The following is a 24,318-nucleotide window of genomic DNA, read 5'->3' as shown; positions in this document are numbered from 1 at the left end:
AAATAGTGAGTGGATAGCAACACAGTATTGCCCTTATAATTGGTTCATAATTAGAGGGCATCGCTTGCCTCTAAAAGAACAAAAGAACGATTTTAATTTATTTAACTTTTCACTCATTTGAGTTGACTATACTTAGAGGTATTTATGAAACTATTACTATCTTCAGTTTTATTGGCTACGGTTGCTTTAGCAGGCTGTACTACCACTCAACTTAACGACGAACGCGCTATGGTTGTGGACGGTGAGGCTCAAGTTGTTAAGGTTATTAATATTCCTAGCATCAAGATTGAAGTTGATCCAAAAAAAGCGGTGTGTGACATTCCTGCCGCTAACGGTACTATGGTTCAGGGCGAGTGCTTACAATATCGTCAACCTTTCCAAAAGAACTTCAATACGCTATCAGGTGATATCCAAGGCTTTACCTTTGAGCCAGGTTACCGCTACTTACTAGACATTCGTCAAGAAGCTGTGGCTGATGAAGTCTCTGGTGTGGTAAGACCCGTTTGGATTTTAAACGAAGTATTATCAAAAAAATCTGAGCAGCTATAATTTATTGATAGCATAATCAGCTACTAATGATTTGCTAAGCTTATATCTGCTTAAAAAGCGCCCTTTATATCTTTAAAGGGCGCTTTTTTTTGAAAATAACGGTCGAAAACAGCTCACTGTCTAATTAGGTGACATCTGAATCAGGGGTATAAAAGTGCTCACTGAATAGGTCGGCAAGGTAGCGGGCTAAAGGGTAGGGGATATCATGGCCAAGTCCGGGTATCAGTTTAAAATTAGCATGAGCGATGGTTTTGGCTAAACTGTGACCATGTGCCGGTGGCAGGAGTCGATCGCAAGCACCATGTACAATAAGAGTAGGCTGCTTTATAAGCTTGTCTATCTTGGTCAAAGAACCTGTGGCCAAAATAGCCAGCAGCTGACGTGATACTCCTTTGGGGTAAAACCGGCGCTTATACAGCAGCTTAGTGCGACTTAAAGCAAGATTTTCATCAAAAAAGTCCGGTGAGCCAATCGTTCTTTGTAGGTGCAAATGGTTATTGATGATTTGCTGCGGATCTTTGTCTTCGGGTATAGGCTGAGTCAAGGCTCTTAGCGCATCCCATTTGGGCGGCGGCAATAACGGCTTATTATTACTGGTAGCAAGTAAGCCGAGTTTATCTATTCGGTGCGGATAGTGAGCGGCCAAAATCTGTGCAATCATACCCCCCATAGACATACCTAGCACATGACATCGCTCAATTTGTAGCGCATTAAGCAGTTGGTTGATATCCTCACTCATATCATACAAAGTATAAGGAATGCTTTGATCATCAAGCTTTAGGGGTAGGCCGAGTTTGAATTTAGCAAGCAGCTTCAGCTTTTTACGGCGCGCCTTGTAGACTTGATTGAGTGGATTTTTGTGTTTGAGCTTGCTGGATTTTCCAATGTCTCTGTTGTCAAAGCGAATAACTTGAAAGCCATTGTCTATTAAGCGCTTACAAAATACATTTGACCATACCAAAGACTGGGCACCAAGCCCCATAACCAGCAATATAATAGGATCCTCTGTATCGCCGCCACGCTCCAGATAAAACTTATATTTTGGGGTTTTTATTTTGTACGCTTGCATAAAATCAGCGTATTTGGAGGGCTTGGTCTTGATTTGATAGGGAGTGTGAGAGCATGGCATAAACAAAGCACCTAAAGTGGTGTGGACAGGCTTAAGTACGCCGGGTGTTATACGACCGGCAGCTTATCTCTACCATAAAGCAGGGCTATTTCAGTTTTATGACGCCGCTGTGAGGCGTCTTAATTTGCAACCTGTACCAAGCACAGCAGGTATTGCGCTATATTTGTAGCATGTGGCGCTTTAGTTGACTGACGATAAACGGCTGGAAATACTCAGGCAAATCATGAGACATGCCTTTTATAAGCTTGAATTTGGCATTGGGGATATCACTGGCCACAGCTTTGCCATGTGAGGGAGGTAATAAGCCATCATTACTGCCATGCATCACCAAGGTAGGGGCTTTGACCTCTTTACTGTAAGGCTGAATTGAGCCGGTCATTAAGATAGCCGTCAGCTGCTGTAACGTGCCGGCTGGATAAAAACAGCGCTGATAGCGTAGGCGGGCAATATCAGCCACTGCTTGCTCATTAATATGGCCTTTGGAGCCCACCGTTTTTATAAACCATTTGCCATGATTGACAATGTCCTCTTCAGCATGACTATCAGGGCGCTTAATTAAGGTATACAACTGCTTTGGACGTGGCGGGGCCAATAATGGTTTGTTATTAGTTGAGAAGATAAGCGCCAAGCGATTGATTAAATGAGGATACTTTGCCGATAAAATCTGAGCAATGATACCGCCCATAGATGCCCCTAGAACATGCACTTGAGACAGACCCAGAGCTTGAATTAAATGGGCGGCATCATCTGCCATATCAGTTAAGCGATAGGGCACCGGCGTCTGCGAGTTATCGAGTCCAAACTGCAGCTTAAACATGGCTGACAAGGTATTGACCCGAGGCAGATCATCGCGCTTAATCTTAGTTGATAAGCCAATGTCACGATTGTCATAGCGAATAATGTAGAAGCCGGCATCGATAAGGCGCTTTAATAGCGAATCGGGCCAAAAAATCAGCTGCGAGCCCAGTCCCATGATCAGTAATAGGGGCGGATTGTTCGGGTTGCCCCCCACCTCAACACACAATTCAATCTCATCAGAGACCGGAATGATGGCCTGCTGCATAAAGTCAGAGACGGGTGAGGGGTACCACTGATAGTCTGTTGAGCGCTTGCGCATAAGGGGAATCCTTTTGGTACATCCTAGAGGTATGGCAGCTGAGCTGAGCCTTTAGATTTCTGACATCTCAAAATCTAGTTTGCCTACGCCGCATTCAGGGCACGTCCAGTCATCGGGGATATCTTCCCATTTGGTTCCTGGCGCAATCCCTTCCTCTGGACAGCCTAACGCCTCATCATATACCCAGCCACAAATGATACATTCCCATTTTTTCATAAAAGCACTCTTTAATAAACAAAGTAACCATCCTGCTTGAGCTAGAAACTCTCATCTGAATCAAGATTCTAGTAAACAAGGATAAACTCAAATTTCACAGACTGATTATAGCAAACCAAATCTTGCAGTGTAACTGTTAGTGAGCTTACATTGCCCACAATTACACTTTAACCGCTCACCAGTAACTGCCGCTGCGGCCGCACGCGCAACTCAAGATATGTTAAAATATAGTATGACCTAATAGACCAATGAGTATTGGAAATCATTTATGAGTAATCAAACCCCTAATTCTTCTAGTCCTTCTAATCAGGCCAGCGTAGAGCAGTCGACGCGCTGCCAGCATCCGCTTTGGCAAGCCATTCGTACTGTGCCTGATTTTCCAAAGCCTGGTATTGATTTTTATGATATTACCCCTTTACTGCTTAATCATGTCAATGAAGTCATTGATGCCATGTTGGATGCTTTGCCAGAGGGTATGTTAGAGGAGATTGATTGCTTTGTGGCCATCGAAGCGCGCGGCTTTATATTTGCCAGCTTATTGGCAGGCCGCTTGGGTAAAGGCATGATGCTGCTACGTAAGCCTGGTAAATTACCACCTCCGGTAGCCAATAAGTCTTACGCCCTTGAGTACGGCAGTGATACGTTAGAGATTCAAGACGGCCTACATGCCTGTAATGTGCTATTGGTTGATGATATTTTAGCCACTGGCGGCACCTTAAAAACAGCTTATCATTTGTGCATCGAAGCAGGTCATAGCGTGGCGGGAGTGTTGGTATTGCTAGACTTGGTAGATTTGCATGATACCTTCCCAGTACCCGTCTATACTGTGCTTGAAGGCTAAAATCTCTTTGATACAAAAAAAACTCTACTGCTTAGGCAGTAGAGTTTTTTTTTGGATTTTTATAAGCCTAAAGCTTATCGATTCATTACTTTACCAATTGCTGTAAGGCTTTGGCCAGCTCATCACGAGCAGCGATAAAGCCATCGATACCTTTGGGCAATAAGTGCTGAGTGATGCTATCTTGTTCGTAAGCGGCATTAAACTGCGCTTCAGTTAGGCTGACTTTTGGCATGATGTCACTTGCCATTTTAGGTGATAATACTTGCTCAACTGGGGTATCTAAAGCCGCTAGTTCATCAAGTAAGTCAGGTGAAATGGTCAATAAATCGCAACCGGCCAAGGCAAGTATTTGCTCTACACTTCTAAAGCTTGCACCCATTACTTGTGTGTTGTAGCCGTGCTGTTTGTAATACTGATACGTACGCTTCACAGATTGCACGCCCATATCATCGCTAATTGGGATGATTTGACGGTTTTGCTCGCGCTTTTGCCAATCTAGAATACGGCCCACAAAAGGTGAAATCAAAGTCACGCCAGACTCAGCACAGGCAACGGCTTGATGCTGACCAAAAATCAACGTCAGGTTACAATGAATGCCTTCTTTTTCAAGCTGTTCAGCCGCTTTAATACCCTGCCAAGTGGCGGCAATCTTAATTAAGATGCGCTCTTTATCCACGCCGGCACGCGCATACGCTTCCATAAATTCATGCGCTTTGGCAATGGTGGCCTCAGTATCATAAGATAAGCGGGCATCAACTTCAGTAGACACACGACCATCGATAAGTTTTAGGATGTCTAAGCCCACTTGGATGGTCAAGTCATCGATTACTTTATCAATCATATCCTCGCCATGATTTGAGTAGCGATTTAGGGTGTCAGATAACATGGCCTGCTTGTCAGGGTGAGTGAGTGCTTTGGTAATGAGGCTAGGGTTGGTCGTTGCATCAACTGGTTTTAAGCGTGCAATGGCGCTTAAATCACCGGTATCAGCAACAATGGTGGTCATGGTCTGTAATTGAGATAAGGCACTCATCATGTATTCCTAATTTGTTTCTATGAGATTAAAAAATATCAAGGGTATCTTGGCCTGATTTTGTGCTAACTTGAGCAATCAGGCAGGACACCCTAGCGTTAATTTCGCCTGCATATTAAACTAGCTATGTGCTTAATACCATTAAAAATATGCTAAACATTCCAAAAACCGTACGGTACAATGGAAGCTCAGTGAAGTTGGTATTTAAACGGCGCTATCTTAACAGGGCGTAAGTTTGTTATAGTTACTTTATTAGGACTTTTTTTTATAAAGTCGCTTGGATGAAACGTCATTTTTATGACGTGTAACTTATCCAATTATCATAACATGACCTATAGGCTTTTTTATGACTTCGTCAACAAATAACGATAATAATGCGGCTCAAGCAGCCTCGACAAATGTATTAGGTGAGCTTCGCCAAAAAATTGATCACGTAGACGGCGAGATTTTACAACTTATTAGCAACCGTGCCAAATTGGCTCAAGAAGTGGCCATCTTTAAAAAAGAGCACGCCGATGAGGTAGAGTCTAATCCTATCTTTTATCGCCCAGAGCGAGAAGCACAGGTGCTAAAAAACATCATGAAGCGCAATCAAGCGTCAGACAGTCCCATTAGTGATGAAAAAATGGCGCGCTTATTTCGTGAGATTATGTCGGTTTGTTTGGACTTAGAAGCCCCGCAAAAAATTGCCTTTTTGGGCCCAGTCGGTACCTTTACTCACGCTGCTGCGCTGAAACACTTTGGCAAAGCGTCAACCACCGTGCCGTTAACCACCATTACCGATGTATTTCGTGAGGTGGAGTCGGGTTCTGCTATGTATGGGGTTGTGCCTGTTGAGAACTCCTCTGAAGGCGTTGTTAACCACACACTCGATGGGTTTTTAGGCTCTACTCTAAAGATTATTGGTGAGGTGGAGCTGCCCATTCATCAAAACTTCTTAGTGGCTGAGCATACCAAGGTGGATAGTCTAAGCCGTATTTATTCACATCAGCAGTCGTTGGCACAGTGCCGTCATTGGCTAGATGTGAATTATCCTAATGTTGAGCGTGTTCAAGTGTCAAGCAATGGGGAGGCGGCGCGCCGTCTTAAGAACGAATGGCACTCAGCGGCGATTGCCGGTGATGTGGCTGTCGCAGAATACGGATTACATAAGCTGCATGAAAATATTGAAGATAATCCAGGTAACACCACTCGATTTTTGATCATAGGTCATGAAGATATTGCGCCTTCAGGCCAAGACAAAACCTCTATTTTGGTCTCAGCGCATAATAAAGCGGGCGCCTTAATTGAGATTTTAAAGCCATTATCTAAGCACGGCGTATCTATGACCAGCATCGAGACCCGTCCTGAGCGCCCTAATAAATGGTCTTATGTGTTCTTTATTGATATGGAAGGTCATATTGAGGATGAAAATGTGCGCGCGGCCATTGAAGAGATTCGTCCTTTAGTTCGAGATGTTCGTGTCTTAGGCTCTTATCCGCAAGCTGTGATTTAAGCGCTAGCCATTAACCTAAAAAACCTAAAAGCTAAACGTTCAATAGCCCTATAAAGGCCCACTTATAAAGGTAGTATCATGAGTCAAAAGACATTTGCAACCCCAGCTTACGCCAGCATAGCCACCCTAAGCGCTTATCAATCGAGTAGGTCTGTGGAGGAGCTCAAACGTGAGTATGAGGTAAATGATGTCTTAAAGCTTGCCAGCAACGAGAACCCGCTAGGGTGCTCGCCTTACGTAACCTTGGCCATCACTGAGCAGCTGGGGCAATTGGCTCGCTACCCAGATGGCAAAGGGCATGACCTTAAACAAGCGTTAGCGTATTTTAATGAGGTGCACAGTAAGCAGGTCACTTTAGGTAATGGCTCTAACGATTTGCTCGACTTGATAGCCCGTACCTTTGTGGGCCATGAAGATGCCATTATTTATAGCGAATATGCTTTTATTGTGTACGCTATGCTGGCTAAGATACTAGGGGCTAAGGGTGTTGAAGTACCCGCTAAGCGCTATGGTCATGATTTACCGGCTATGCTTGATGCGGTTCAACATACCCCCAATGCGCGCTTGGTATTTATTGCCAATCCTAACAACCCGACCGGCACCTTGTTAAGCAGTGAAGAGATACGTGATTTTGTCGCTCAAGTGCCCTCACATGTGTTGGTGGTGCTAGATGAAGCCTATGTCGAGTATAGCCCTGAGAGTAATAATCGCGCTTTACTTGAGGATTTTGATAATGTGATTATTGTGCGCACTTTCTCTAAAGCTTATGGGCTGGCAGGTCTACGCGTGGGTTATGCGTTGAGCCATCCTGAAGTGGCAACTATGCTTGATAGAGTGCGTCAGCCTTTTAATGTGAGTCTGGTGGCGCAATCAGCTGCTGTGGCGGCCTTGGGCGATCAAGACTTTATTGCCAAAGTGCATAAAATCAATGATGGTCAGATGCGCTGGATATGCAAGCAATTTGATGCACTGGGTTTGGGTTTCGTCAAATCCTATGCCAACTTTGTGATGGTCAACGTGGGGGATGCTCAAAGTATTAATCAGGCCTTATTGGAGCAAGGAGTGATTGTGTATCCACTGACTGCGTATGGTCTGCCCGAGTGGCTGCGTATCACTGTGGGAACGCCTGAGGACAATACAAGATTGATAGATACCCTGCGTGATACGTTGCAGTCCCTGTAGTCGGTTATACTGACGTGGTTTTATTGATTATTCACATAACAAGATAAGATAGGTTTGGCGCATATGTTGTTTGAACAGGTTTGTATTGTTGGTCTGGGCCTTATTGGCGCAAGCCTTGCTCAAGCAATTAGGGACAGACAGTTGGCTGCAAAGCTTGTGGCCGTAGACAGACATGCTCCTAGTATTAAGTCAGCGATAGAGGCAGGCGTTATTGATAAAGGGAGCGACTCACTGTTTGAGGTGGTCGCAGGCAGTGATTGTATTATCCTAGCGGTACCGGTCAAGGCAGTGGGTGCTGTATTTGCTGATATTAACAGCGCTATGCAGCAAGGTCTGATTACGACAGCGTGTTTAATTAGCGATGTCAGTAGTACCAAACAGAACGTGGTAGATGCCGCACAAAAGGCTTTTGGTCAGCTGCCCACAGGGTTTGTGCCTGCACACCCAATAGCCGGTGCCGAGCAGTCTGGGTTTCATGCCCGCCGCAGTGATTTGTTTGTCAATCACAGCCTGATTGTGTGTGAGTTAAAAAGCACCACACCTAAGGCCATTGCTCAAATCAGCCAGTTGTGGCAGAGTGTGGGCGCGACAGTCATGAAAATGGATGTGGCACATCACGATGCAGTATTGGCTTACACCAGTCACTTGCCGCATTTGTTGGCTTTTAATCTGGTTGAGCAGTTGGCGGATCATGATGATAATATGGATATTTTTCGTTATGCTGCTGGCGGGTTTCGCGATTTTACCCGCATTGCCGCAAGCGATCCGGTAATGTGGCATGATATTTTTATTGCCAACAAACCTGCTTTGTTAAATGCATTAGATGAATACAGTCAATATCTAGCTAAGCTGCGCCGCCTTATTCAAGATGAGGATTCAACTCAGCTACTGGGGCTTTTGGGCCGCGCTCAGTCTGCCAGAAAGCACTTTGGGCATATGCTAACCGGTACCCCCTATACTAAAAATCTCACGGAAATATCTAACACAAAAACCAATACGGAAAACTCTATGGCAACCTCAACCCATGCCTCTAGTGCATACATTATTACTCCAAGCTCAACCATTAATGGCACTATCGCTGTGCCGGGTGATAAGTCAATATCACATCGTAGCATCATGTTTGGTAGCCTTGCTGAAGGCGTGACTCGGGTAAGTGGCTTTTTAGAAGGCGAGGATGCCCTAGCGACACTGCAAGCCTTTAGAGACATGGGCGTGACTATTGAGGGGCCAGAAAATGGTAATGTGGTCATTCATGGGGTAGGTATCAATGGTCTAAAGCCTAGTCGCACCCCTTTATATATGGGGAACTCAGGCACTACCATGCGTCTATTATCGGGTATTTTGGCCGCCCAAAGCTTCGATAGCGTATTAACCGGCGATGCAAGCTTATCTAAGCGCCCGATGGAGCGTGTGGCCAAGCCGCTGCGTGAAATGGGTGCCACCTTACAGACCACAGGAGAGCGAGGCACGGCGCCTATTAGCATCACGGGCAGCGACAAGCGTGGCAGTAAGCTGCATGGCATCACTTATGACATGCCGGTGGCATCAGCTCAGGTAAAATCTTGCTTGATCTTGGCCGGTCTATGGGCTGAGGGGAAGACCACCGTAATTCAGCCAGAGATTAGCCGTGATCACACCGAGCGTATGTTAAGCGCGTTTGGTTATGATGTGGAAGTCGAGGGCAATACCATCAGCGTTGAGGGCGGCGGTAAGCTGACTGCTTGTGATATTGCTGTACCTGCTGATATCTCCTCAGCAGCATTTTTTATGGTGGCGGCCTCTATTGCCAAAGACAGCCAAATTACCATCACTCAAGTGGGTATGAATCCGACACGTACTGGTATCATTGATATCTTAAAGCTTATGGGTGCAGACATTAGCCTAAGTAATGAGACTTTTGTGGGCGGTGAGCCTGTGGCAGATATCACTATCAAGTCGGCTCAGTTAAAAGGCATTACCATTCCAGAGGCGCTAGTGCCCTTGGCGATTGATGAGTTTCCAGTGCTATTCGTTGCCGCCAGCTGTGCCCAAGGTCAAACCGTGTTAACGGGAGCCAAAGAGCTTCGTGTAAAAGAATCAGATCGTATCGCAGTAATGGCAGATGGTCTGACCCAATTGGGTGTGGACTGTACAGTAACTGCAGATGGCATTATTATCGAGGGTAAAGGCGATGGTCAGTCTCATCAAGCGGTGTTTGGCGGCGGTGAAATCTACTCTCACCACGATCACCGTATCGCGATGAGCTTCTCTGTGGCAAGCTTGCGTGCTACTGACACCATTACCATTCAAGGGGTAGAAACCGTGAATACCAGCTTCCCAGGCTTTGCGGAGTTGGCAAATAAAATTGGTATGAACCTAGCCACTCGTCAAGGCTAAAAAGCTAAGTTATCTGCTGTTAGCTGCACAGTGTAAGTCAAAGCCATCTGTTATGAGATGGCTTTGCTGTTTAGAACAGCCAAAACGTTTGTTATGATTTAACTGTGCATTTATCACCGGTCGCCGTAAAACCACCCACTTCAGGGGGTGGATATAAGGCGACACACACTGTCGTGATTAGTACTTAAAGTATTGCAAGTTAAAATTAACCTCGCCATACTAACCCTATGAAAACACTCAAGCTACGCATCAAAGACAAACATGCAAACCAGCTAAACAAACTAGCTGGGAGTGTTAACTATGCGTGGAACTATGTTAATGCGTTAAGCTTTGAGCATTTAAGACGCACAGGTAAGTACTTTTCGGCCTATGATTTAAGCCAATACACCAAAGGCAGTGGAGAGTATTTAGGCTTGCACTCGCAAACTTTGCAAGCCATCAACGAAACTCATGCCAAATCTCGTAAACAGTTTAAAAAAGCCAAACTCAATTGGCGAACCAACCGACCCGATGCCAAACGCAAAAGCCTAGGCTGGATACCCTTTAAAAAGTCTGCTATCAAGTATCTACGTAGCAGACAAACAGGAAAGAAAGCACTTAAATCAACCATACAGCTATCGCTCTGTAAAGGTCAAAAGCTTATCATAGACGTATTTGATAGCTATAATCTAAGCCTATATCAAATAAACACGCTTGAGATAGTGCAAGACAGCCGTAACCGTTGGTATGCCTGTATTACCGTCAAAGACTATCCTAGACAAGCAATTGGCAAAGGCAGCGTTGGTATTGACTTAGGCTTAAAGCAGTCTGCTACCACATCAAACGGTGACAAGCTGACAACCAAACAAACTCAAAAATGGGCGAATAAATTAGCAGTCGCCCAGCGTGCAAACAATAAAAGCCGGGTAAAGGCAATCCATGCCAAAATTAAAAACTCAAGATTAGATGCCATACACAAATTCACCACCCAATTAGTTAAGGATAATGCCTTAATTGTGGTTGGTGATGTTAAATCACGCTCATTCACCAATTCGATGACCAACCTAGCTAAATTGACATACGATGCAGGATGGTTTGAACTCAAAAGACAACTGGAATATAAATGCAAGCATGCAGGTTGTCAGTTTGAGATGGTAAATGAGAGTTACACTACCCAGACCTGCTCGTGCTGTCTTAAAATAAGTGACAGTAGTCCAAAAGGTAGAGCAGGTCTTGGAATAAGAGGATGGAGGTGTGCTGAGTGTGGCACATGGCATGATAGAGATATCAATGCCGCTAAGAACATCCTTGCGGTCGGGCTTGACCGTCTAGCTGTAGGAATCCCCTCGGTTTAGCGAGGGGAGGAAGTCAAAAGCAGTTGATACAACGCTGAGCGGTTTCTCGAGTTATAATTTCAATATTTTTTGTATCTCTGCTGCTTATCATAGTCTTTATTAACACTGCCTATATCTTAATATAGCTGACTGCATTTAGCCCTTTGGATGTCTTATGTCATTAGCCACTCCCACCAATAGCACACCCAGTAAGCCCAAGCCTGCGGTGGTTCATACCACCAGTAAGGGCATCATCACCGCTTTAATTGCTTTTTCAATATGGGGGAGTTTTCCTTTTTATTTCAAGCGTTTGGGTGAGTATAATGCCGTAGAGATTATCGGCCACCGTATTATTTGGACCTTTGTGTGCCTAAGTTTGGTGCTGATAGTAAGCAAGCGCTGGCAGTGGATTGCTACTTTAAAGGCGCAGCCGCGGCTGATTTGGATTACCTTTTTATCAAGCCTTATCATTGCCACTAACTGGCTCACTTATGTTTGGGCGGTCAATGCCAATCAGATTTTAGAGGCCAGTTTGGGCTATTTTATTAGCCCGTTAATTGGTATTTTATTGTCTTTGGTATTCTTGCAAGAGCGTTTGCGGCCGCTGCAATGGATAGCGGTCGGCTTTGCTATCTCCTCGGTACTTATCCAAGTAATTATGCTGGGTAATTTGCCGTGGGTGTCTTTAATATTGGCGTGCTCCTTTAGTGTGTATGGGGTTATGCAAAGACGGACGCCACTGCCTGCGCTTGACTCGCTGTTTTTGGAAACGGCGCTACTTGTGCCGCTATGTATTTGGTGGTTTATGACATCCAATGTGGCCAGCTCAAGTTTGTCATTTTGGTGGAGCGATAATATTTGGTTTTTGATGTTGGCAGGTCCAATCACCCTAATACCGCTGCTGCTGTTTAACCAATCGACCAAGATGGTGGCCTATAGTATTTTAAGCTTTATGAACTATTTGACCCCAACGATTATTTTCTTATTGGCAATATTTTATTACCATGAGCCTTTTGATACACATCGGCTAATGATATTTGGTCTTATCTGGTTTGGGCTTTTGTTGTTTAGTATAGATTTATGGCAAAATCGCCCCAGCAAACAGCTCAATAAGCGTGCTAATTAACTTGTTAATAATTGAATTTGCGAATAATTTAACTTCCTAATAATTGATAAAAGTAGACTGTAATGAGTAAAAAAGACAACCCCACTGATTTTGTCAAAGTTAACGGCTTAAAAGTTGAGGCAGTAATCGGGGTATTTGATTGGGAGCGGGTAATTACTCAGCCCTTGGTGATTGATGTGACGATGGCAACGGATATCAGGGAGGCGGCAAGTAGTGATGATATTGACCATGCCATTAATTACAAAGCCGTGTGTGATGACATCACCCAGTGGTGTCAGCAGGCCAAAGCCATGCTGATTGAGACACTGGCTGAATTAATTGCTCAAAATATCTTACAAAAATATGCCACCACTCAAGTGACGGTTACGGTAGCCAAACCCACGGCCATTAAAGAGGCGGATTACGTTGCGGTACAAATTACGCGTACTGCCAAAACAGCAGAGTAAGCGCCTAGATGGACATAGGAGTGGTGTGTCATGAGCCGTATAGTGCCTTATAAAAATAGCATAAGCGAAAAAAGCAAATCTGCACCTGCCGATGATTCTGATACCTCTTTGGTAAAGGTGTTGAGTGCCATTGAGCCTTTAGCGCAGATTTGCCAGACCCAACCAATAGGATATGTGGTTGAGCTGGGTAGCAATGAGGCGGCTGATAAACATCTGGCGCAGGCTCGGCAGTGCTTATCTCAGCTTGCCAAAAACAGCGTGTGGTCAACTGAGTTTGTCAATCCAGACTATACTGCCACCGAAGATAATCCCAAACCCGATTATACCAATCAGTGTGGCTATCTGATTATGGGTGTAAACACCGTCTTGGATAACCCAAGCTTGGGGGAGCTGATAAAAACCACGAAGATTATTGAAAAACAGATACAAAATGAGTTTTTTGAAGCCCAAAAACTCAGTCAGCTTGATGTGCATTCTGTGATTCATAATATGAGTGAGCCTAAGAATCGCAGGGTGATTATAGATATAGATGTACTGGCTATTAAAACAGCCGATAATGAGCTGATTGGTATCGCAGAGCGCTATCCCTTTAAGCATCATGAGTGGGTAGGATTACAAGAGCTGCATCAAAAAGGCCACTTAGAGTAAGTGGCCTTTTTTACGTTGCGGCTTTTTAGCGATGGGTTTGCGGCCGCATCTGACTAATTATTAATAACATCAATCTCATCGGCTGAAATCTTATGACAGTCTTTGGGCTTAAAATTGGGGTCCAAGCGGCACAGCGCCTCTTGCATCTCGCTAATACGTGTCTCAGACTGCTGAATATGGCTGAGCATCTTGCTAAAGGCTTCTGCTACTGGGTCCTCAGAGTTTGGATTGAGGCCATAAGCATTAAAGTCTACCCGCTCTGACAGACGTTTTTTATGCGCCTTTTGCGGTTTAGCAATAATCTCATCAGGGCAGCTGATTTCATTGTTAGCTGTCGGCTTTTGTTTGGTCGCCTCTAACGCGGCCGAAGTGTTGTTCGCTTCATCCTCAGCACTACTTGTAATCATACGCGCCGCATTGCCCACCATGGTGGCTTCGGCAGGCACTTCTTTGACAACCACTGCATTAGAGCCAATCTTAGCATTTTTACCTACTGTGAAGGGGCCCAATACTTTTGCACCCGCACCAACGATCACGCCATCTTCTAAAGTAGGGTGGCGTTTGCCTTGACCTAAGGAGACGCCGCCTAAGGTAACTCCATGATATAAAGTCACATCATCGCCAATCTTGGCGGTCTCACCGATAACCACACCCATGCCATGATCAATAAAAAAACGGCGACCAATTTGAGCAGCTGGGTGGATCTCAATACCAGTGACCATGCGTGAACCATATGAGATGGCGCGAGCACAGAACTTGTAGTCTTTATTCCATAAATAATGGGCACCGCGGTGTAATATTAAGGCATGAATACCGGGATAGGTCAGCAGTACCTCGGTACTGTTACGGGCTGCAGGGTCACGATTGAATACAGCGGCAATGTCTTCTTGTAATGAGGCCTTGGCTTTTTTAATGGCTTTAATGAGTCTCATGGCGATGTCTTATTTTGTTGTTTAAAATGAAATAGGTAAGTAATCTTATTTAGATTATACAACTTAAGAGTGCTTATACGTACGTAAAAGTGCTAAATCCCTTGAAGTAATAAAACAAGGTAAACGCTCATTTTAGAGTCTGCGCTGTACTTTAGCAATGATGGCACTTAACAGCTCATACTCTTTTTGGTCAAGCTGTAGTCGAGATAGCAGCCGTGATAGTCGGCTGGGCAACTCTCTTAGCTTATCATGCTCTGTACTCTCTACCAATTCTAGGCTATGCATCAGCTCTATTATACGAGACTGTAAGATTTGCTTTTGTTGTTGATTGACAGCCGGTGCATCCCATTTTTGGCGTATCATTACCTCAATATCAGTACCGTCTTTATCAGCAGTTTCATTGGTTTGATTTAGCTTGCTATGGCTGTGCTGCAAGAAACGGCTGTAAAAAAAGCTGGCAATTACTTGAACTGCTGAGGCCACATTAAGCACTGGGTAGTCTGGATTGGCATCAATTTGAATATGATAGTCTGCCAGTGCCAGCTCTTCATTGGTAAGCCCTCGGTCCTCTCTGCCAAACAAAATGGCAACTTTGGTCTCACCGATGGGTCTATCTAAAACTAATTGAGCTGCTTCATCTGGGGTGACCACAGGACGCGGAATGTGACGTTGGCGACTACTGGCGGCAAATACCAGCTGGCAGTCGCTCAAAGCCTCATCTAAGGTATCCACTACTGCACAGTTATCTAACACTGATTTAGCGCCTGCAGCATGAGCGATACTGTCCTCGTCAATCGGGTGTTTAGGGTTGACTACAACCAAGTCTGTTAGCCCCATGGTGAGCATGGCACGAGCTGCAGAGCCTATATTAGCAGGCAGGGTGGTATTGACCATAACGATACGAACGCTATTTAAACGTTGACGTAAATCAGGACTGTGGCGGTCTACATCCATGTGTATAGGTGCAGACTTTGAAGCAAAAGGAGCAGTCATAGGGTATCTTTAGGTTGTTTATTGCTAAGTTAAGCGGTTAAGTTTAATGAAAACTGGGCTGAAAATCTATGGGGCTTTCCTTATAAGTGCTGTCTTTATAAGTAAGCTGGGCCATTAACTCAATGAGTCTACACTCAATTTAAGCTTTTTATATAACTGGAGCAAAGCTGAGTAAAGAGCTGTACTTGCGGTGGTAATGTTCTGCCAGCAATGCTAAACATGCCTATCTGACGTTTTACAATAGGGTCAATAAGCGGTATCCATACCAAATGGTTATCGTACTCTGGAAAGGCAAGCTTGGGTAAGGTCGTCACACCGAGCTCATTTCTTAACAATGAGAATAAGGAGGTAATATTGCCCACTTCATATCTAGGCTTGATATTTATCTCATAAGCAGGGGTATGGCTGAGTAACTGACAGGTACCATTATAAATAAAAGGTTCGCCTAACAGCTCTTGCCAGACAACGCCCTCTTTAAACTGAGCAAGTCGATGGTTTTTGGTACAGACCACGCCAATAGGGTCAGCAAGTAACGGCATAAAAGTCACCTCTTGCTCATGGGTGGTGTCTAAATTACCTAGCGCAATATCGACCTCGCCAGCAAGCAAACGGTTGCAAACACCTACCGAGTTGTCATCAACCAAGCTTATCTCTACATCAGGATAACGTCTGGAGTATTCTGCTAAGACGTCAGGCAGCAGTTTGGTGGCTATAGAGGGAACAGTGGCTATTCTTATCTTACCGTATTTTCCTAAAGCAGTAGACTGTAGGTCGGTTTCAAGGCGATGATAAAGCTGCATAAACTGATCGATTTTGGGTGCGCACTCTTTGCCAAAGGGTGTTAAGATCGAGTTGTTACCAGGTTCAAATAAGGCTCGTCCTAATTCACTTTCTAAGGCTTTTATAGAAGAGGACAACGTAGCTTGGGAGCGATTGGCACGAGAAGCGGCTGCCCGAAAGCCACCCTCTTCTACCACATACAAAAAATGACGCAGCTGTTGTAACTTGATATTCATAACGACAACCTCCTTGTTGCTTATATTTGATTGCTATTTTTAGCGATAGATTAAATCTATCATATATAAGATATTATTTGTTAGATTTATCACTTGAATTTGCCTAATATAGCAGCTAACCAAATAAGGCAATCAAAATATAGCTCTAGGATGGGCTGATTCGATTGCCAACTTCTTACTGATTTTGGAGGGAGCCATGTCACAATCTATCAAAAAAACCGCGGTGAAAACCGATCTTTATGCCTCAAAAGCCCCGTTAGAGTGGGCAGTGGTCAGCAATGGCACCTTATATACCGCTCAAATCCCTATTGATGAAAATGGCGTGGTAGTAGAAGGTGGTATTGAGGCTCAAGCCCGTCAAACAATGGAAAACTTAAAGCATACACTTTCCTGTGCTGGTGAAGATATGGATTCAGTGGTACAGGCTTTGATCTATGTGACAGATCGAGCGTATCTTGCGACGGTTAATAAGATTTATGCAGAGTACTTTACTGCGCCTTATCCCAATAGAGCCGCAGTGGTTGTGGCTGGGCTGGCACGTGAAGAGATGCTAGTAGAGCTGGTGGTTTATGCAAATGTTGGACAGTAAACAGCTGATCAATACACCATATAACATCGCATGATATTACAGACATGCGTGCAAGAAATCATGACTCATATAAATTATTTTAAATACTAACTTATTTCATTTTATTGAATGTTTTGCAAAGGATGCAACTATGACTAATCTACCAACTAATAATGCACTTTATATCAACGGTGAATGGCGTACAGGTACGCACACTATTGCCAATATTAATCCATCAGATATCAGTGAAACCATTGGTGAGTATGCTCAAGCAGATGAATCTCATGTAGAAGAAGCCATTGCTGCTGCTCGCCGTGCTCAGCCTGAGTGGGCGCGTGTGCCAATGGAGCGTAAGCAAGCTATTTTACAATCTATTGGTGATGAGCTAATCGCTCGCTGTGATGAGTTAGGTCGTCTGCTTTCTCGTGAAGAAGGTAAGCCATTTGCTGAAGGGCGTGGCGAGATTTATCGCTCAGGTCAGTTCTTTCATTATTTTGCGGCAGAAGTGCTGCGTCAAATGGGTGATCTAGCTGATTCGGTACGCCCTGGCGTTAAGATTGAAGTAACACGCGAAGCGGTGGGTGTGGTTGCTATTATCTCACCATGGAACTTTCCAACAGCGACTGCGGTTTGGAAAATTGCACCTGCTTTGGCTTTTGGCAACAGTGTGATTTGGAAGCCGGCTAACTTAACGCCTGCCAGTGCTGTGGCATTAACAGAAATTATCCATCGTCATGGCCTGCCAGCAGGGACCTTTAACCTTGTGTTAGGTAGTGGCGGTAGCGTCGGTGATGCCCTTATTAACTCACCAGATATTGATGCGGTGAGCTTTACAGGCTCTGTACCAACAGGTCGTAAAGTAGCGGCAGCAACTGCACCAAACTTTGTACGCTGTCAGTTAGAGATGGGCAGTAAAAACGCCTTAGTGATTGCCAATGATGCCGATTTAGATATTGCTATTGAAGCGACTATTGGCGGTTCATTCTCAGGTGCGGGGCAAAAATGTACCGCCTCTTCACGTTTGCTAGTGATGGACAGTGTTTATGATGAATATGTTGAGAGATTAGCTCAGCGTATGAAGACGCTTAAGATTGGTCATGCACTAGAAGAAGGTATCTTTATGGGTCCTGTTGTGGACGATAAGCAGCTGGCCTCTAACCTTAACTGGGTTGAAAAAGCCAAAAAACAAGGCGCTGAAATCGCTTTAGGTGGCGAGCGTTTAGACATGCCACATGAAGGCTACTATATGGCACCTACCTTATTGCTCGGCACACAAAACGACTGGGAAATTAACCAAGAAGAGGTTTTCGCACCATTAGCATCCGTCATTCGTATTAGTGATGATATTGAAGAGGCGATAGCGATTACTAACGAGACACGCTTTGGTTTAACAGGCGGCATTATTACTCAAAGCTTACGCAACAGTGCCTTGTTTAAAGAGCGAGTTGAAGCAGGCTGTGTCATGGTGAACTTAGCCACAGCGGGTACCGACTATCACGTACCTTTTGGTGGTCGTAAATCATCAAGCTTTGGTCCACGTGAGCAAGGTCAATACGCCAAAGAGTTTTATACCATTGTTAAAACTGCTTATCAGCGCGCTTACTGATGGTTTTAAGTGCCAAATAATGTTCAAGCGCTTAGTCATAAAGGCGAAAGGGATATTTATTAAAGTCGGATACAAGGAAGTACCATGTTTGAAAATCAGATAGTTATAGATGGGCTGCAATACAGCAATTGGGACAGAGATTATTTTTTGATGCTAAAAGCCAGCGGTATTCATGCGGTACATGCAACCTTGGTTTACCATGAAGATGCCCGAGCAACACTAACACGTTTTGCCGAGTGGGATCAGCGCTTTGAGCAAAACTCTGATGTCATCATGCCGGTATACAGTGCTCAAGATATTCAAAAAGCAAAAGGGCTGGGTAAGGTAGGTATTTTATTTGGGGCACAAAACTGCTCTCCAATTGAAGATGAGATTGGCCTTGTTAGTGTGATGCGCCAGCAAGGCCTACTTATCATGCAGCTGACGTATAACAACCAAAGTCTATTGGCAACGGGCTGTTATGAAGCCAATGACTCGGGTATTACACGTTATGGTAAGCAAGTCATCGAGGAGATGAACCGTGTTGGTATGATTATCGATATGTCGCACAGTGCAGAGCGCTCAACGCTTGAGGCCATTGATTTGTCTGAGCGTCCTATCTGTATCAGCCATGCTAATCCAACCTTTGCTCATGATGCGCTACGTAATAAGTCAGATACAGTCATTAAAGCGTTAGCCTCGCGCGGTGGTCTATTAGGCTTTAGCTTATATCCTTTTCATTTGCCCAATGGCAGTGATTGCCGTTTAGAGGACTTCTGTGCGATGGTCGCCAAGACAGCAGACATGGTGGGTGTGGATCACTTAGGTATTGGTAGTGATTTGTGCCTAAATCAGCCGCAATCTGTGCTGGAATGGATGCGTAATGGGCGCTGGTCTAAGCAGATGGATTATGGCGAAGGCTCTGCCAATAATTCTGGTTGGCCAGACTCTCTGCCGTGGTTTGCTGGCAGGGATGGTATGCGTAATATCTATGAGGGTCTACTCAAAACTGGCTTTAGCGAGAATGAGGCAGGGCAAATTATTGGCGGTAATTGGTATCAATTCTTAGAGCGCTCTCTTGTACCTATGCCAGAGCTTAACAGCAGTTACCAAAAAGACCGTCAACGTTCTGAAGTAATCGCTTAATAGATACTTCATGCTGGCATTCTAGCTTTTCACATCACTTATTTTGTAGTCAGTTTTATTCAAAACTTGCGTTTGATTGGCCGCAGTAGTTTATACCTTAGGGAATAAACTACCGGTTAGGTGATGCTATTTTAAATTATTAAATGACAATTGAATCTTGATTGATATCACACCGTTATAGATCTTAACTGGGCTCGGATGCCCTAGGTGAGTGGCTATTAAAGAATGCATATCTGACAAACAATACCAATCTAGTATAAGGAAATACGATTATGACTGATATAGAGATAACACCTGCCACTGAGCCAAATATGAGCTCAAACGTACACAAAACACCGCAGCCTCATTTAGAGTCGAAAGATGCGCTGGGCCTGAAAAACCCAGCCCTATGGTATAGCGGTGGTTTTATTATTATATTCGTATTGATGGCTATTTTTAGTCAGCAGTATTTAGCTCAAGCAGTTGAAATAGGCTTTAATTGGTCAGTGAAGTTTTTTGGTCCTTTTTGGCAGATACTGTTGCTAGCTACTTTCTTAATTGCTTTAGCCGTGGGTGCGGGCCGCACTGGCAGAGTTATCTTAGGAAACTTAGCACAGCCTGAAATGGATAGCTTTAAATGGATGGCTATCTTATTTTGTACATTGCTGGCAGGTGGCGGTGTTTTCTGGGCAGCAGCTGAGCCTATGGCACATTTTGTCACGCCGCCGCCAATATTTGCAGAGACGGCTGATATCCAGCAAAGAGCTTTCAATGCATTATCACAATCTTTTATGCATTGGGGGTTTTTAGCGTGGGCGATTGTGGGTAGCTTATCTGCTATTGTCATTATGCACTTGCATTACGACAAAGGATTACCATTAAAGCCGCGTACTTTTCTGTATCCAGTATTGGGAGAGCGTGTTTTAACCGGTCATACAGGTGCCATTATCGATGCCTGCTGTATTATTGCTGTAGCAGCAGGAACAATTGGTCCCATTGGCTTTTTAGGGTTACAAATCAGTTATGCCCTAAACACACTGTTTGGTATTCCAGATACCTTCATCACCCAGCTTATCATTATTTTGTTCGCCATTGCTTTATATACCTTATCAGCCATCAGTGGCCTTGCTCGAGGTATGCAGCTGCTTAGCCGTTTTAACGTTATCTTAGCATTTGCATTGATGCTTTTTATCTTAGTATTTGGTCCAAGTAATTTTATTGTCAATGGTTATATTCAAAGTATGGGTAGTATGGTTAATAACTTTCTGCCTATGGCGACCTTCCGAGGTGATGAGGGATGGTTGAGCTGGTGGACCGTATTTTTCTGGGGCTGGTTCTTAGGTTATGGTCCTATGATGGCCATCTTTATCGCTCGTATTTCACGTGGTCGCACCATTCGCCAGCTAATCACGACAGTTTGTATTGTAGCGCCTTTAGTGACCTGCTTTTGGTTTACTATTGTTGGCGGAACAGGGCTTGCGTTTGAAATTGCGAACCCAGGTAGCGTGAGCGCAGCATTTGAAGGGTTTAACTTGCCGGGGGCTTTATTAGCCATTACTCAGCAGTTACCGTTTCCTATGGTTACCTCGATCTTATTCTTAATTTTAACGACCATTTTCATTGTGACGACAGGTGACTCTATGACTTATACCATCAGTGTGGTGATTAGTGGTGAGCGAGAGCCAAATGCCATTATCCGCACGTTTTGGGGGGTCATGATGGGGGTCACTGCAATTGCACTCATTTCTATCGGCGCAGGCGGCGTCACAGCACTACAATCATTTATTGTGATTACTGCCGTACCTGTCTCTTTTATTATGCTGCCAGCACTATGGAATGGCCCTCAAATAGCGAAGCAAATGGCAAAAGATCAAGACTTGTATCGCCCCAATCGTTTATTAACTGGGCAGCCTATAGTTCAAGCTGCTGTTAAATCGGATGTGATAGCTAAAAGATGAGGGCCCAAGATTATCGTAAAGGAAATACAGTAGCTTTTAATCGGTAGTATTAAGGATGATAAGGATATGAATGTGACGATTAGTAATAGTGATAAACCAAGTGATTTGATATGTGACATCAAGCCACTGAATCTGAGAGATCCAAGTGATGTTATGCATCCAGATAGACTTGGTGCCATGCATCAAACCAGAATTAGCTTTGTTCGAACGCTGCTCAGAAAAATAAGTCGAGAAAACTGGCAGCTTAGTACACAAAGTTGGTGTTTATCAAGTGATGGGTATGGACATGCCATCTATCGCTTAACCACTGACAATGGTGTCTATCACTTAGTAGTCTTCTGTGATCAGATTGCAGATGAAGAGAGAAATGATCGTGTGATTGCAGAGCGGTGGGATGTGACTTTTTGCCTCGTCCTAGGTGAGGTGCCTGATGAGCTACTTGAGCAGCTGCGTGCAAATGTGCCGCTGCAAGAGGCGGGACGTAACTCAAATAAAGTAATTGTTCTGGCACGGGCGAATAAGAGTATGCGCGTGTTTGAGCACATTGTTGACAGCTTAGCGAGTGGCAATCAGCCAAAGCCTGAAGTGCTAGCACAAGTGGGGTATATTCTAAGAACGACTGCTGTCTATGGCAATGGCAAATTTGGAATCCATGATTTTAAACCATTAGAAAAAACCATCGACTTTGGTCAGTCATTTAGTGCTCAGATGTGTGCCGTCTATTTATTACGCCAGTTCAGCCTAGATTTGGTGGATTTCTTAGCGAAGAATAGAGGCGGGGAGACCGCAGTTGGTTTGCATCCTAAACTACAACGTTATCTAGGTGTGGGCAATGCAACGGGTTTGGGTATGGCGCCTTACCTCATTAACCACCCTTGTATTGTTGATCAGTGGCTAAGTAGCAGAGAGCAGGCATTAGCCACTGTATTAGAGGGCAAGATTGAAACGAACAAGTTTGCCACATTAAAACAATACCTTGAGCGAGCTGTAAAACACCTACAGCAAGTTGTTACTATCAATGAGCGACAGCAACAAAAGAATCAAACGGCAGTATCAGAACTTGAAGAGCTGCTTAAGTCTGTTGAGTTGACTGCATCAACTTTATGCACTTGGCGAGAGCTGCTCAAACATTATCAATATATGAGCTATGAGGCGCAGGAGGTCTTAATCGCCTGCTTAATGGAGCTGTATCCTGAAAAAGTAGATGCGTTTGAGTCACTTATGAATGCTGATGAAACCATGGAGGTGCCTTTAGGTAAAAAGGTGAGCGACATTATCCGTATCTTGGAAGCTCGTTATCAGTGGGCAATTCATACCGACTTCACTGATTCTAATAATGCTTACTGGTTTTGGTATCGCTCTGAAGATAAAGAAGAGCCAAGGCTTGGTGTTAGAGGTGTAGAGGAAGGTGTTGAAAAAGAATTGCCTTTAGATATTGGTAGGCAAGCACGCAATCTTTATTTGGCGATGAAACAGGCTGATGAGTCGCAAAAGCTGTCAGAGTTTGTCTTAAAGCATCCAAAGTATCGCGGTATTATTCGCCGTGTGTGGAATATGGGTAACAAGCCAATGGGTGATATTCAAATGAATGTGCTACATAAGGATGCACTACCTATGAATTTACTGCGCTGTAAATTATCTATATTTGGAGCGACTAAATTTGATCCGCGTTCAGATCGGTGGGTACGCATTACTTTATTCCAAGGCGCGCCTTTATTTGAAGAGGCTCATGAAGCAGAGTGGTTATTTCCTTTGTTGCCGACAGAAGCAGAAATACAGCAAGGAGATGCAATATGATAGTCTCGCATAATGAAATTATAAGCTTGGTGCAAAAGGCTTTTTTGGGCACGCGTAATGAATATGGCGAGGCCGATCTCATTGCCAACATGGTGGCAGAGCTACAGATGGCTGGGCTTGAAGGTATTCGCCAATTTAACAATGCCAGTGATTTTCTGTTCAATGAGCAAGAAGTCGAATTAGATATTATCAATAATCAGATTGTTGATGAAGTGGTATTAGATGAAAATGATGAGAAGTCTAAGTCTTCATTAACTTTGACGTTTGATTTTCATGGTAATAGTATCGCTTATCACCTACCGGCAGTTTTAGACTATGCATTAGAGCATTTTGCAGATGATAAGCACCATCATATTAAGATTGAGCTAAAAAACTGCCATAATCGCTGGCTGGCTTACGGGGAGTTAGTCAGGCTTGCTGTAAAAGGTATTGCTTGTATGGCACGCTGGGATAATGGAGCAGAACCCAGACATACTTTGTTCATATTAAACTTAGGTAATATTTATCCTGAACTTTACTTCTTTGATGAACAGGTCGATGAGATAGATGGGCCTCAAGACATGATTATTGAGCTTGCTGATAATGATTTTGTCTTAGAGCGCTATGGAAAAAACCACGTGGACTATCTAAGCTCAGAGGAGATCTTAAAGCGCCATCAATTATCTTGGGATACTGGAATTAAAGTTAACTCCGTAGAGTGGGATATTTTGAAAGAAACCGCTAAGCATATGTTAGTAAAGAACAGTGAGCAGTCAATGAGAGGTGCTGGTGGCGTATAATGTGAATACTCTGCTATTATTACTCTATACTCATCAAGTTATAATTCAAAATACAAAAAAGCCCGCTAATCAGCGGGCTTCTCGTTATTAAAAA

The 24,318-nt window shown here is 44.1% G+C and carries 22 protein-coding genes; 15 read left to right on the top strand and 7 right to left on the bottom strand.

Annotated elements, in window-relative coordinates; translation table 11 throughout:
• The first annotated feature begins 144 nt into the window (after positions 1-144).
• Positions 145-549, top strand: coding sequence for a DUF4377 domain-containing protein (locus DLE54_RS06145; RefSeq protein ID WP_011960508.1), 405 nt, complete (start codon positions 145-147; stop codon positions 547-549).
• Positions 550-673: 124 nt separating this feature from the next.
• Here the strand turns inward: DLE54_RS06145 and DLE54_RS06140 are convergent, their stop codons facing one another.
• The 3 genes from DLE54_RS06140 to DLE54_RS06130 all read right to left on the bottom strand — a co-directional run bounded on the left by DLE54_RS06140 (position 674) and on the right by DLE54_RS06130 (position 3,011).
• Positions 674-1,678, bottom strand: coding sequence for an alpha/beta fold hydrolase (locus tag DLE54_RS06140; protein WP_110816603.1), 1,005 nt, complete (start codon positions 1,676-1,678; stop codon positions 674-676).
• 157 nt (positions 1,679-1,835) lie between these two features.
• A complete protein-coding gene (locus DLE54_RS06135; RefSeq protein ID WP_011960506.1) occupies positions 1,836-2,795 on the bottom strand; it encodes an alpha/beta fold hydrolase in 960 nt (319 codons plus the stop codon).
• 51 nt (positions 2,796-2,846) lie between these two features.
• Positions 2,847-3,011, bottom strand: coding sequence for a rubredoxin (locus tag DLE54_RS06130; protein WP_011960505.1), 165 nt, complete (start codon positions 3,009-3,011; stop codon positions 2,847-2,849).
• Between the two features lie 268 nt (positions 3,012-3,279).
• Here DLE54_RS06130 and DLE54_RS06125 point away from each other — a divergent pair, with 268 nt between their 5' ends.
• On the top strand, positions 3,280-3,852 hold the full coding sequence (locus DLE54_RS06125; RefSeq protein ID WP_011960504.1) for an adenine phosphoribosyltransferase: 573 nt from the start codon (positions 3,280-3,282) through the stop codon (positions 3,850-3,852).
• An 85-nt stretch (positions 3,853-3,937) separates the two neighbouring features.
• Here DLE54_RS06125 and DLE54_RS06120 read toward each other — a convergent pair whose 3' ends face one another.
• On the bottom strand, positions 3,938-4,885 hold the full coding sequence (locus DLE54_RS06120; RefSeq protein WP_041773315.1) for a transaldolase: 948 nt from the start codon (positions 4,883-4,885) through the stop codon (positions 3,938-3,940).
• Between the two features lie 346 nt (positions 4,886-5,231).
• Between DLE54_RS06120 and pheA the strand changes: the two genes are divergently transcribed.
• The 7 genes from pheA to DLE54_RS06080 all read left to right on the top strand — a co-directional run bounded on the left by pheA (position 5,232) and on the right by DLE54_RS06080 (position 13,471).
• Positions 5,232-6,380 (top strand): prephenate dehydratase, encoded by a 1,149-nt coding sequence (gene pheA, locus DLE54_RS06115; RefSeq protein ID WP_011960502.1) that lies wholly within the window; start codon positions 5,232-5,234, stop codon positions 6,378-6,380.
• A 78-nt stretch (positions 6,381-6,458) separates the two neighbouring features.
• Positions 6,459-7,562 carry a histidinol-phosphate transaminase gene (gene hisC, locus DLE54_RS06110; protein ID WP_110816602.1) on the top strand — a complete coding sequence of 368 codons (1,104 nt, stop codon included), beginning with the start codon at positions 6,459-6,461 and terminating at the stop codon, positions 7,560-7,562.
• 63 nt (positions 7,563-7,625) lie between these two features.
• Positions 7,626-9,938, top strand: a complete 2,313-nt coding sequence (locus DLE54_RS06105; protein ID WP_110816601.1) for a bifunctional prephenate dehydrogenase/3-phosphoshikimate 1-carboxyvinyltransferase — start codon at positions 7,626-7,628, stop codon at positions 9,936-9,938.
• 227 nt (positions 9,939-10,165) lie between these two features.
• Positions 10,166-11,272 carry an RNA-guided endonuclease InsQ/TnpB family protein gene (locus DLE54_RS06100; protein WP_110816600.1) on the top strand — a complete coding sequence of 369 codons (1,107 nt, stop codon included), beginning with the start codon at positions 10,166-10,168 and terminating at the stop codon, positions 11,270-11,272.
• A gap of 154 nt (positions 11,273-11,426) precedes the next feature.
• Positions 11,427-12,377 carry an EamA family transporter RarD gene (gene rarD, locus DLE54_RS06090; RefSeq protein ID WP_011960499.1) on the top strand — a complete coding sequence of 317 codons (951 nt, stop codon included), beginning with the start codon at positions 11,427-11,429 and terminating at the stop codon, positions 12,375-12,377.
• A gap of 62 nt (positions 12,378-12,439) precedes the next feature.
• A complete protein-coding gene (gene folB / locus DLE54_RS06085) occupies positions 12,440-12,823 on the top strand; it encodes a dihydroneopterin aldolase (RefSeq protein WP_011960498.1) in 384 nt (127 codons plus the stop codon).
• Positions 12,824-12,853: 30 nt separating this feature from the next.
• Positions 12,854-13,471: a hypothetical protein gene (locus DLE54_RS06080; protein ID WP_110816599.1), complete on the top strand. Its 618-nt coding sequence runs from the start codon at positions 12,854-12,856 to the stop codon at positions 13,469-13,471.
• Positions 13,472-13,524: 53 nt separating this feature from the next.
• Here the strand turns inward: DLE54_RS06080 and cysE are convergent, their stop codons facing one another.
• From cysE to DLE54_RS06065, 3 genes are all read right to left on the bottom strand, one after another.
• Entirely contained in the window at positions 13,525-14,403 is an 879-nt protein-coding gene (gene cysE / locus DLE54_RS06075) for a serine O-acetyltransferase (protein WP_110816598.1), read from the bottom strand.
• Positions 14,404-14,535: 132 nt separating this feature from the next.
• Positions 14,536-15,357, bottom strand: a complete 822-nt coding sequence (locus DLE54_RS06070; RefSeq protein ID WP_197708940.1) for an RNA methyltransferase — start codon at positions 15,355-15,357, stop codon at positions 14,536-14,538.
• 173 nt (positions 15,358-15,530) lie between these two features.
• Positions 15,531-16,412: a LysR family transcriptional regulator gene (locus DLE54_RS06065; protein ID WP_110816596.1), complete on the bottom strand. Its 882-nt coding sequence runs from the start codon at positions 16,410-16,412 to the stop codon at positions 15,531-15,533.
• A 196-nt stretch (positions 16,413-16,608) separates the two neighbouring features.
• Here DLE54_RS06065 and DLE54_RS06060 point away from each other — a divergent pair, with 196 nt between their 5' ends.
• From DLE54_RS06060 to DLE54_RS06035, 6 genes are all read left to right on the top strand, one after another.
• Complete coding sequence (locus tag DLE54_RS06060; protein WP_110816595.1) at positions 16,609-17,001, top strand: RidA family protein; 393 nt, start codon at positions 16,609-16,611, stop codon at positions 16,999-17,001.
• A 130-nt stretch (positions 17,002-17,131) separates the two neighbouring features.
• Positions 17,132-18,586 (top strand): aldehyde dehydrogenase family protein, encoded by a 1,455-nt coding sequence (locus DLE54_RS06055; protein ID WP_011960492.1) that lies wholly within the window; start codon positions 17,132-17,134, stop codon positions 18,584-18,586.
• An 84-nt stretch (positions 18,587-18,670) separates the two neighbouring features.
• Entirely contained in the window at positions 18,671-19,711 is a 1,041-nt protein-coding gene (locus DLE54_RS06050; protein WP_110816594.1) for a membrane dipeptidase, read from the top strand.
• 272 nt (positions 19,712-19,983) lie between these two features.
• Positions 19,984-21,648 carry a BCCT family transporter gene (locus DLE54_RS06045; RefSeq protein WP_110816593.1) on the top strand — a complete coding sequence of 555 codons (1,665 nt, stop codon included), beginning with the start codon at positions 19,984-19,986 and terminating at the stop codon, positions 21,646-21,648.
• A 66-nt stretch (positions 21,649-21,714) separates the two neighbouring features.
• Positions 21,715-23,445 carry a hypothetical protein gene (locus tag DLE54_RS06040; RefSeq protein WP_110816592.1) on the top strand — a complete coding sequence of 577 codons (1,731 nt, stop codon included), beginning with the start codon at positions 21,715-21,717 and terminating at the stop codon, positions 23,443-23,445.
• On the top strand, positions 23,442-24,224 hold the full coding sequence (locus tag DLE54_RS06035) for a DUF3726 domain-containing protein (protein WP_110816591.1): 783 nt from the start codon (positions 23,442-23,444) through the stop codon (positions 24,222-24,224). The genes DLE54_RS06040 and DLE54_RS06035 overlap by 4 nt, the downstream gene beginning before the upstream one ends.
• The last annotated feature ends 94 nt before the right edge of the window (positions 24,225-24,318 follow it).

It is taken from the genome of Psychrobacter sp. YP14, from assembly GCF_003209315.1.
In the GTDB taxonomy this organism is placed as follows: domain Bacteria; phylum Pseudomonadota; class Gammaproteobacteria; order Pseudomonadales; family Moraxellaceae; genus Psychrobacter; species Psychrobacter raelei.
This window is presented reverse-complemented; position numbering and strand designations above follow the sequence as displayed.

Bases quoted from the DNA above. Each gene is read 5' to 3' on its own strand.
- DLE54_RS06145 (WP_011960508.1), top strand. From the start codon at position 145: ATGAAACTATTACTATCTTCAGTTTTATTGGCTACGGTTGCTTTAGCA.
- DLE54_RS06140 (WP_110816603.1), bottom strand. From the start codon at position 1,678: ATGCCATGCTCTCACACTCCCTATCAAATCAAGACCAAGCCCTCCAAA.
- DLE54_RS06135 (WP_011960506.1), bottom strand. From the start codon at position 2,795: ATGCGCAAGCGCTCAACAGACTATCAGTGGTACCCCTCACCCGTCTCT.
- DLE54_RS06130 (WP_011960505.1), bottom strand. From the start codon at position 3,011: ATGAAAAAATGGGAATGTATCATTTGTGGCTGGGTATATGATGAGGCG.
- DLE54_RS06125 (WP_011960504.1), top strand. From the start codon at position 3,280: ATGAGTAATCAAACCCCTAATTCTTCTAGTCCTTCTAATCAGGCCAGC.
- DLE54_RS06120 (WP_041773315.1), bottom strand. From the start codon at position 4,885: ATGAGTGCCTTATCTCAATTACAGACCATGACCACCATTGTTGCTGAT.
- pheA (WP_011960502.1), top strand. From the start codon at position 5,232: ATGACTTCGTCAACAAATAACGATAATAATGCGGCTCAAGCAGCCTCG.
- hisC (WP_110816602.1), top strand. From the start codon at position 6,459: ATGAGTCAAAAGACATTTGCAACCCCAGCTTACGCCAGCATAGCCACC.
- DLE54_RS06105 (WP_110816601.1), top strand. From the start codon at position 7,626: ATGTTGTTTGAACAGGTTTGTATTGTTGGTCTGGGCCTTATTGGCGCA.
- DLE54_RS06100 (WP_110816600.1), top strand. From the start codon at position 10,166: ATGAAAACACTCAAGCTACGCATCAAAGACAAACATGCAAACCAGCTA.
- rarD (WP_011960499.1), top strand. From the start codon at position 11,427: ATGTCATTAGCCACTCCCACCAATAGCACACCCAGTAAGCCCAAGCCT.
- folB (WP_011960498.1), top strand. From the start codon at position 12,440: ATGAGTAAAAAAGACAACCCCACTGATTTTGTCAAAGTTAACGGCTTA.
- DLE54_RS06080 (WP_110816599.1), top strand. From the start codon at position 12,854: ATGAGCCGTATAGTGCCTTATAAAAATAGCATAAGCGAAAAAAGCAAA.
- cysE (WP_110816598.1), bottom strand. From the start codon at position 14,403: ATGAGACTCATTAAAGCCATTAAAAAAGCCAAGGCCTCATTACAAGAA.
- DLE54_RS06070 (WP_197708940.1), bottom strand. From the start codon at position 15,357: ATGGATGTAGACCGCCACAGTCCTGATTTACGTCAACGTTTAAATAGC.
- DLE54_RS06065 (WP_110816596.1), bottom strand. From the start codon at position 16,412: ATGAATATCAAGTTACAACAGCTGCGTCATTTTTTGTATGTGGTAGAA.
- DLE54_RS06060 (WP_110816595.1), top strand. From the start codon at position 16,609: ATGTCACAATCTATCAAAAAAACCGCGGTGAAAACCGATCTTTATGCC.
- DLE54_RS06055 (WP_011960492.1), top strand. From the start codon at position 17,132: ATGACTAATCTACCAACTAATAATGCACTTTATATCAACGGTGAATGG.
- DLE54_RS06050 (WP_110816594.1), top strand. From the start codon at position 18,671: ATGTTTGAAAATCAGATAGTTATAGATGGGCTGCAATACAGCAATTGG.
- DLE54_RS06045 (WP_110816593.1), top strand. From the start codon at position 19,984: ATGACTGATATAGAGATAACACCTGCCACTGAGCCAAATATGAGCTCA.
- DLE54_RS06040 (WP_110816592.1), top strand. From the start codon at position 21,715: ATGAATGTGACGATTAGTAATAGTGATAAACCAAGTGATTTGATATGT.
- DLE54_RS06035 (WP_110816591.1), top strand. From the start codon at position 23,442: ATGATAGTCTCGCATAATGAAATTATAAGCTTGGTGCAAAAGGCTTTT.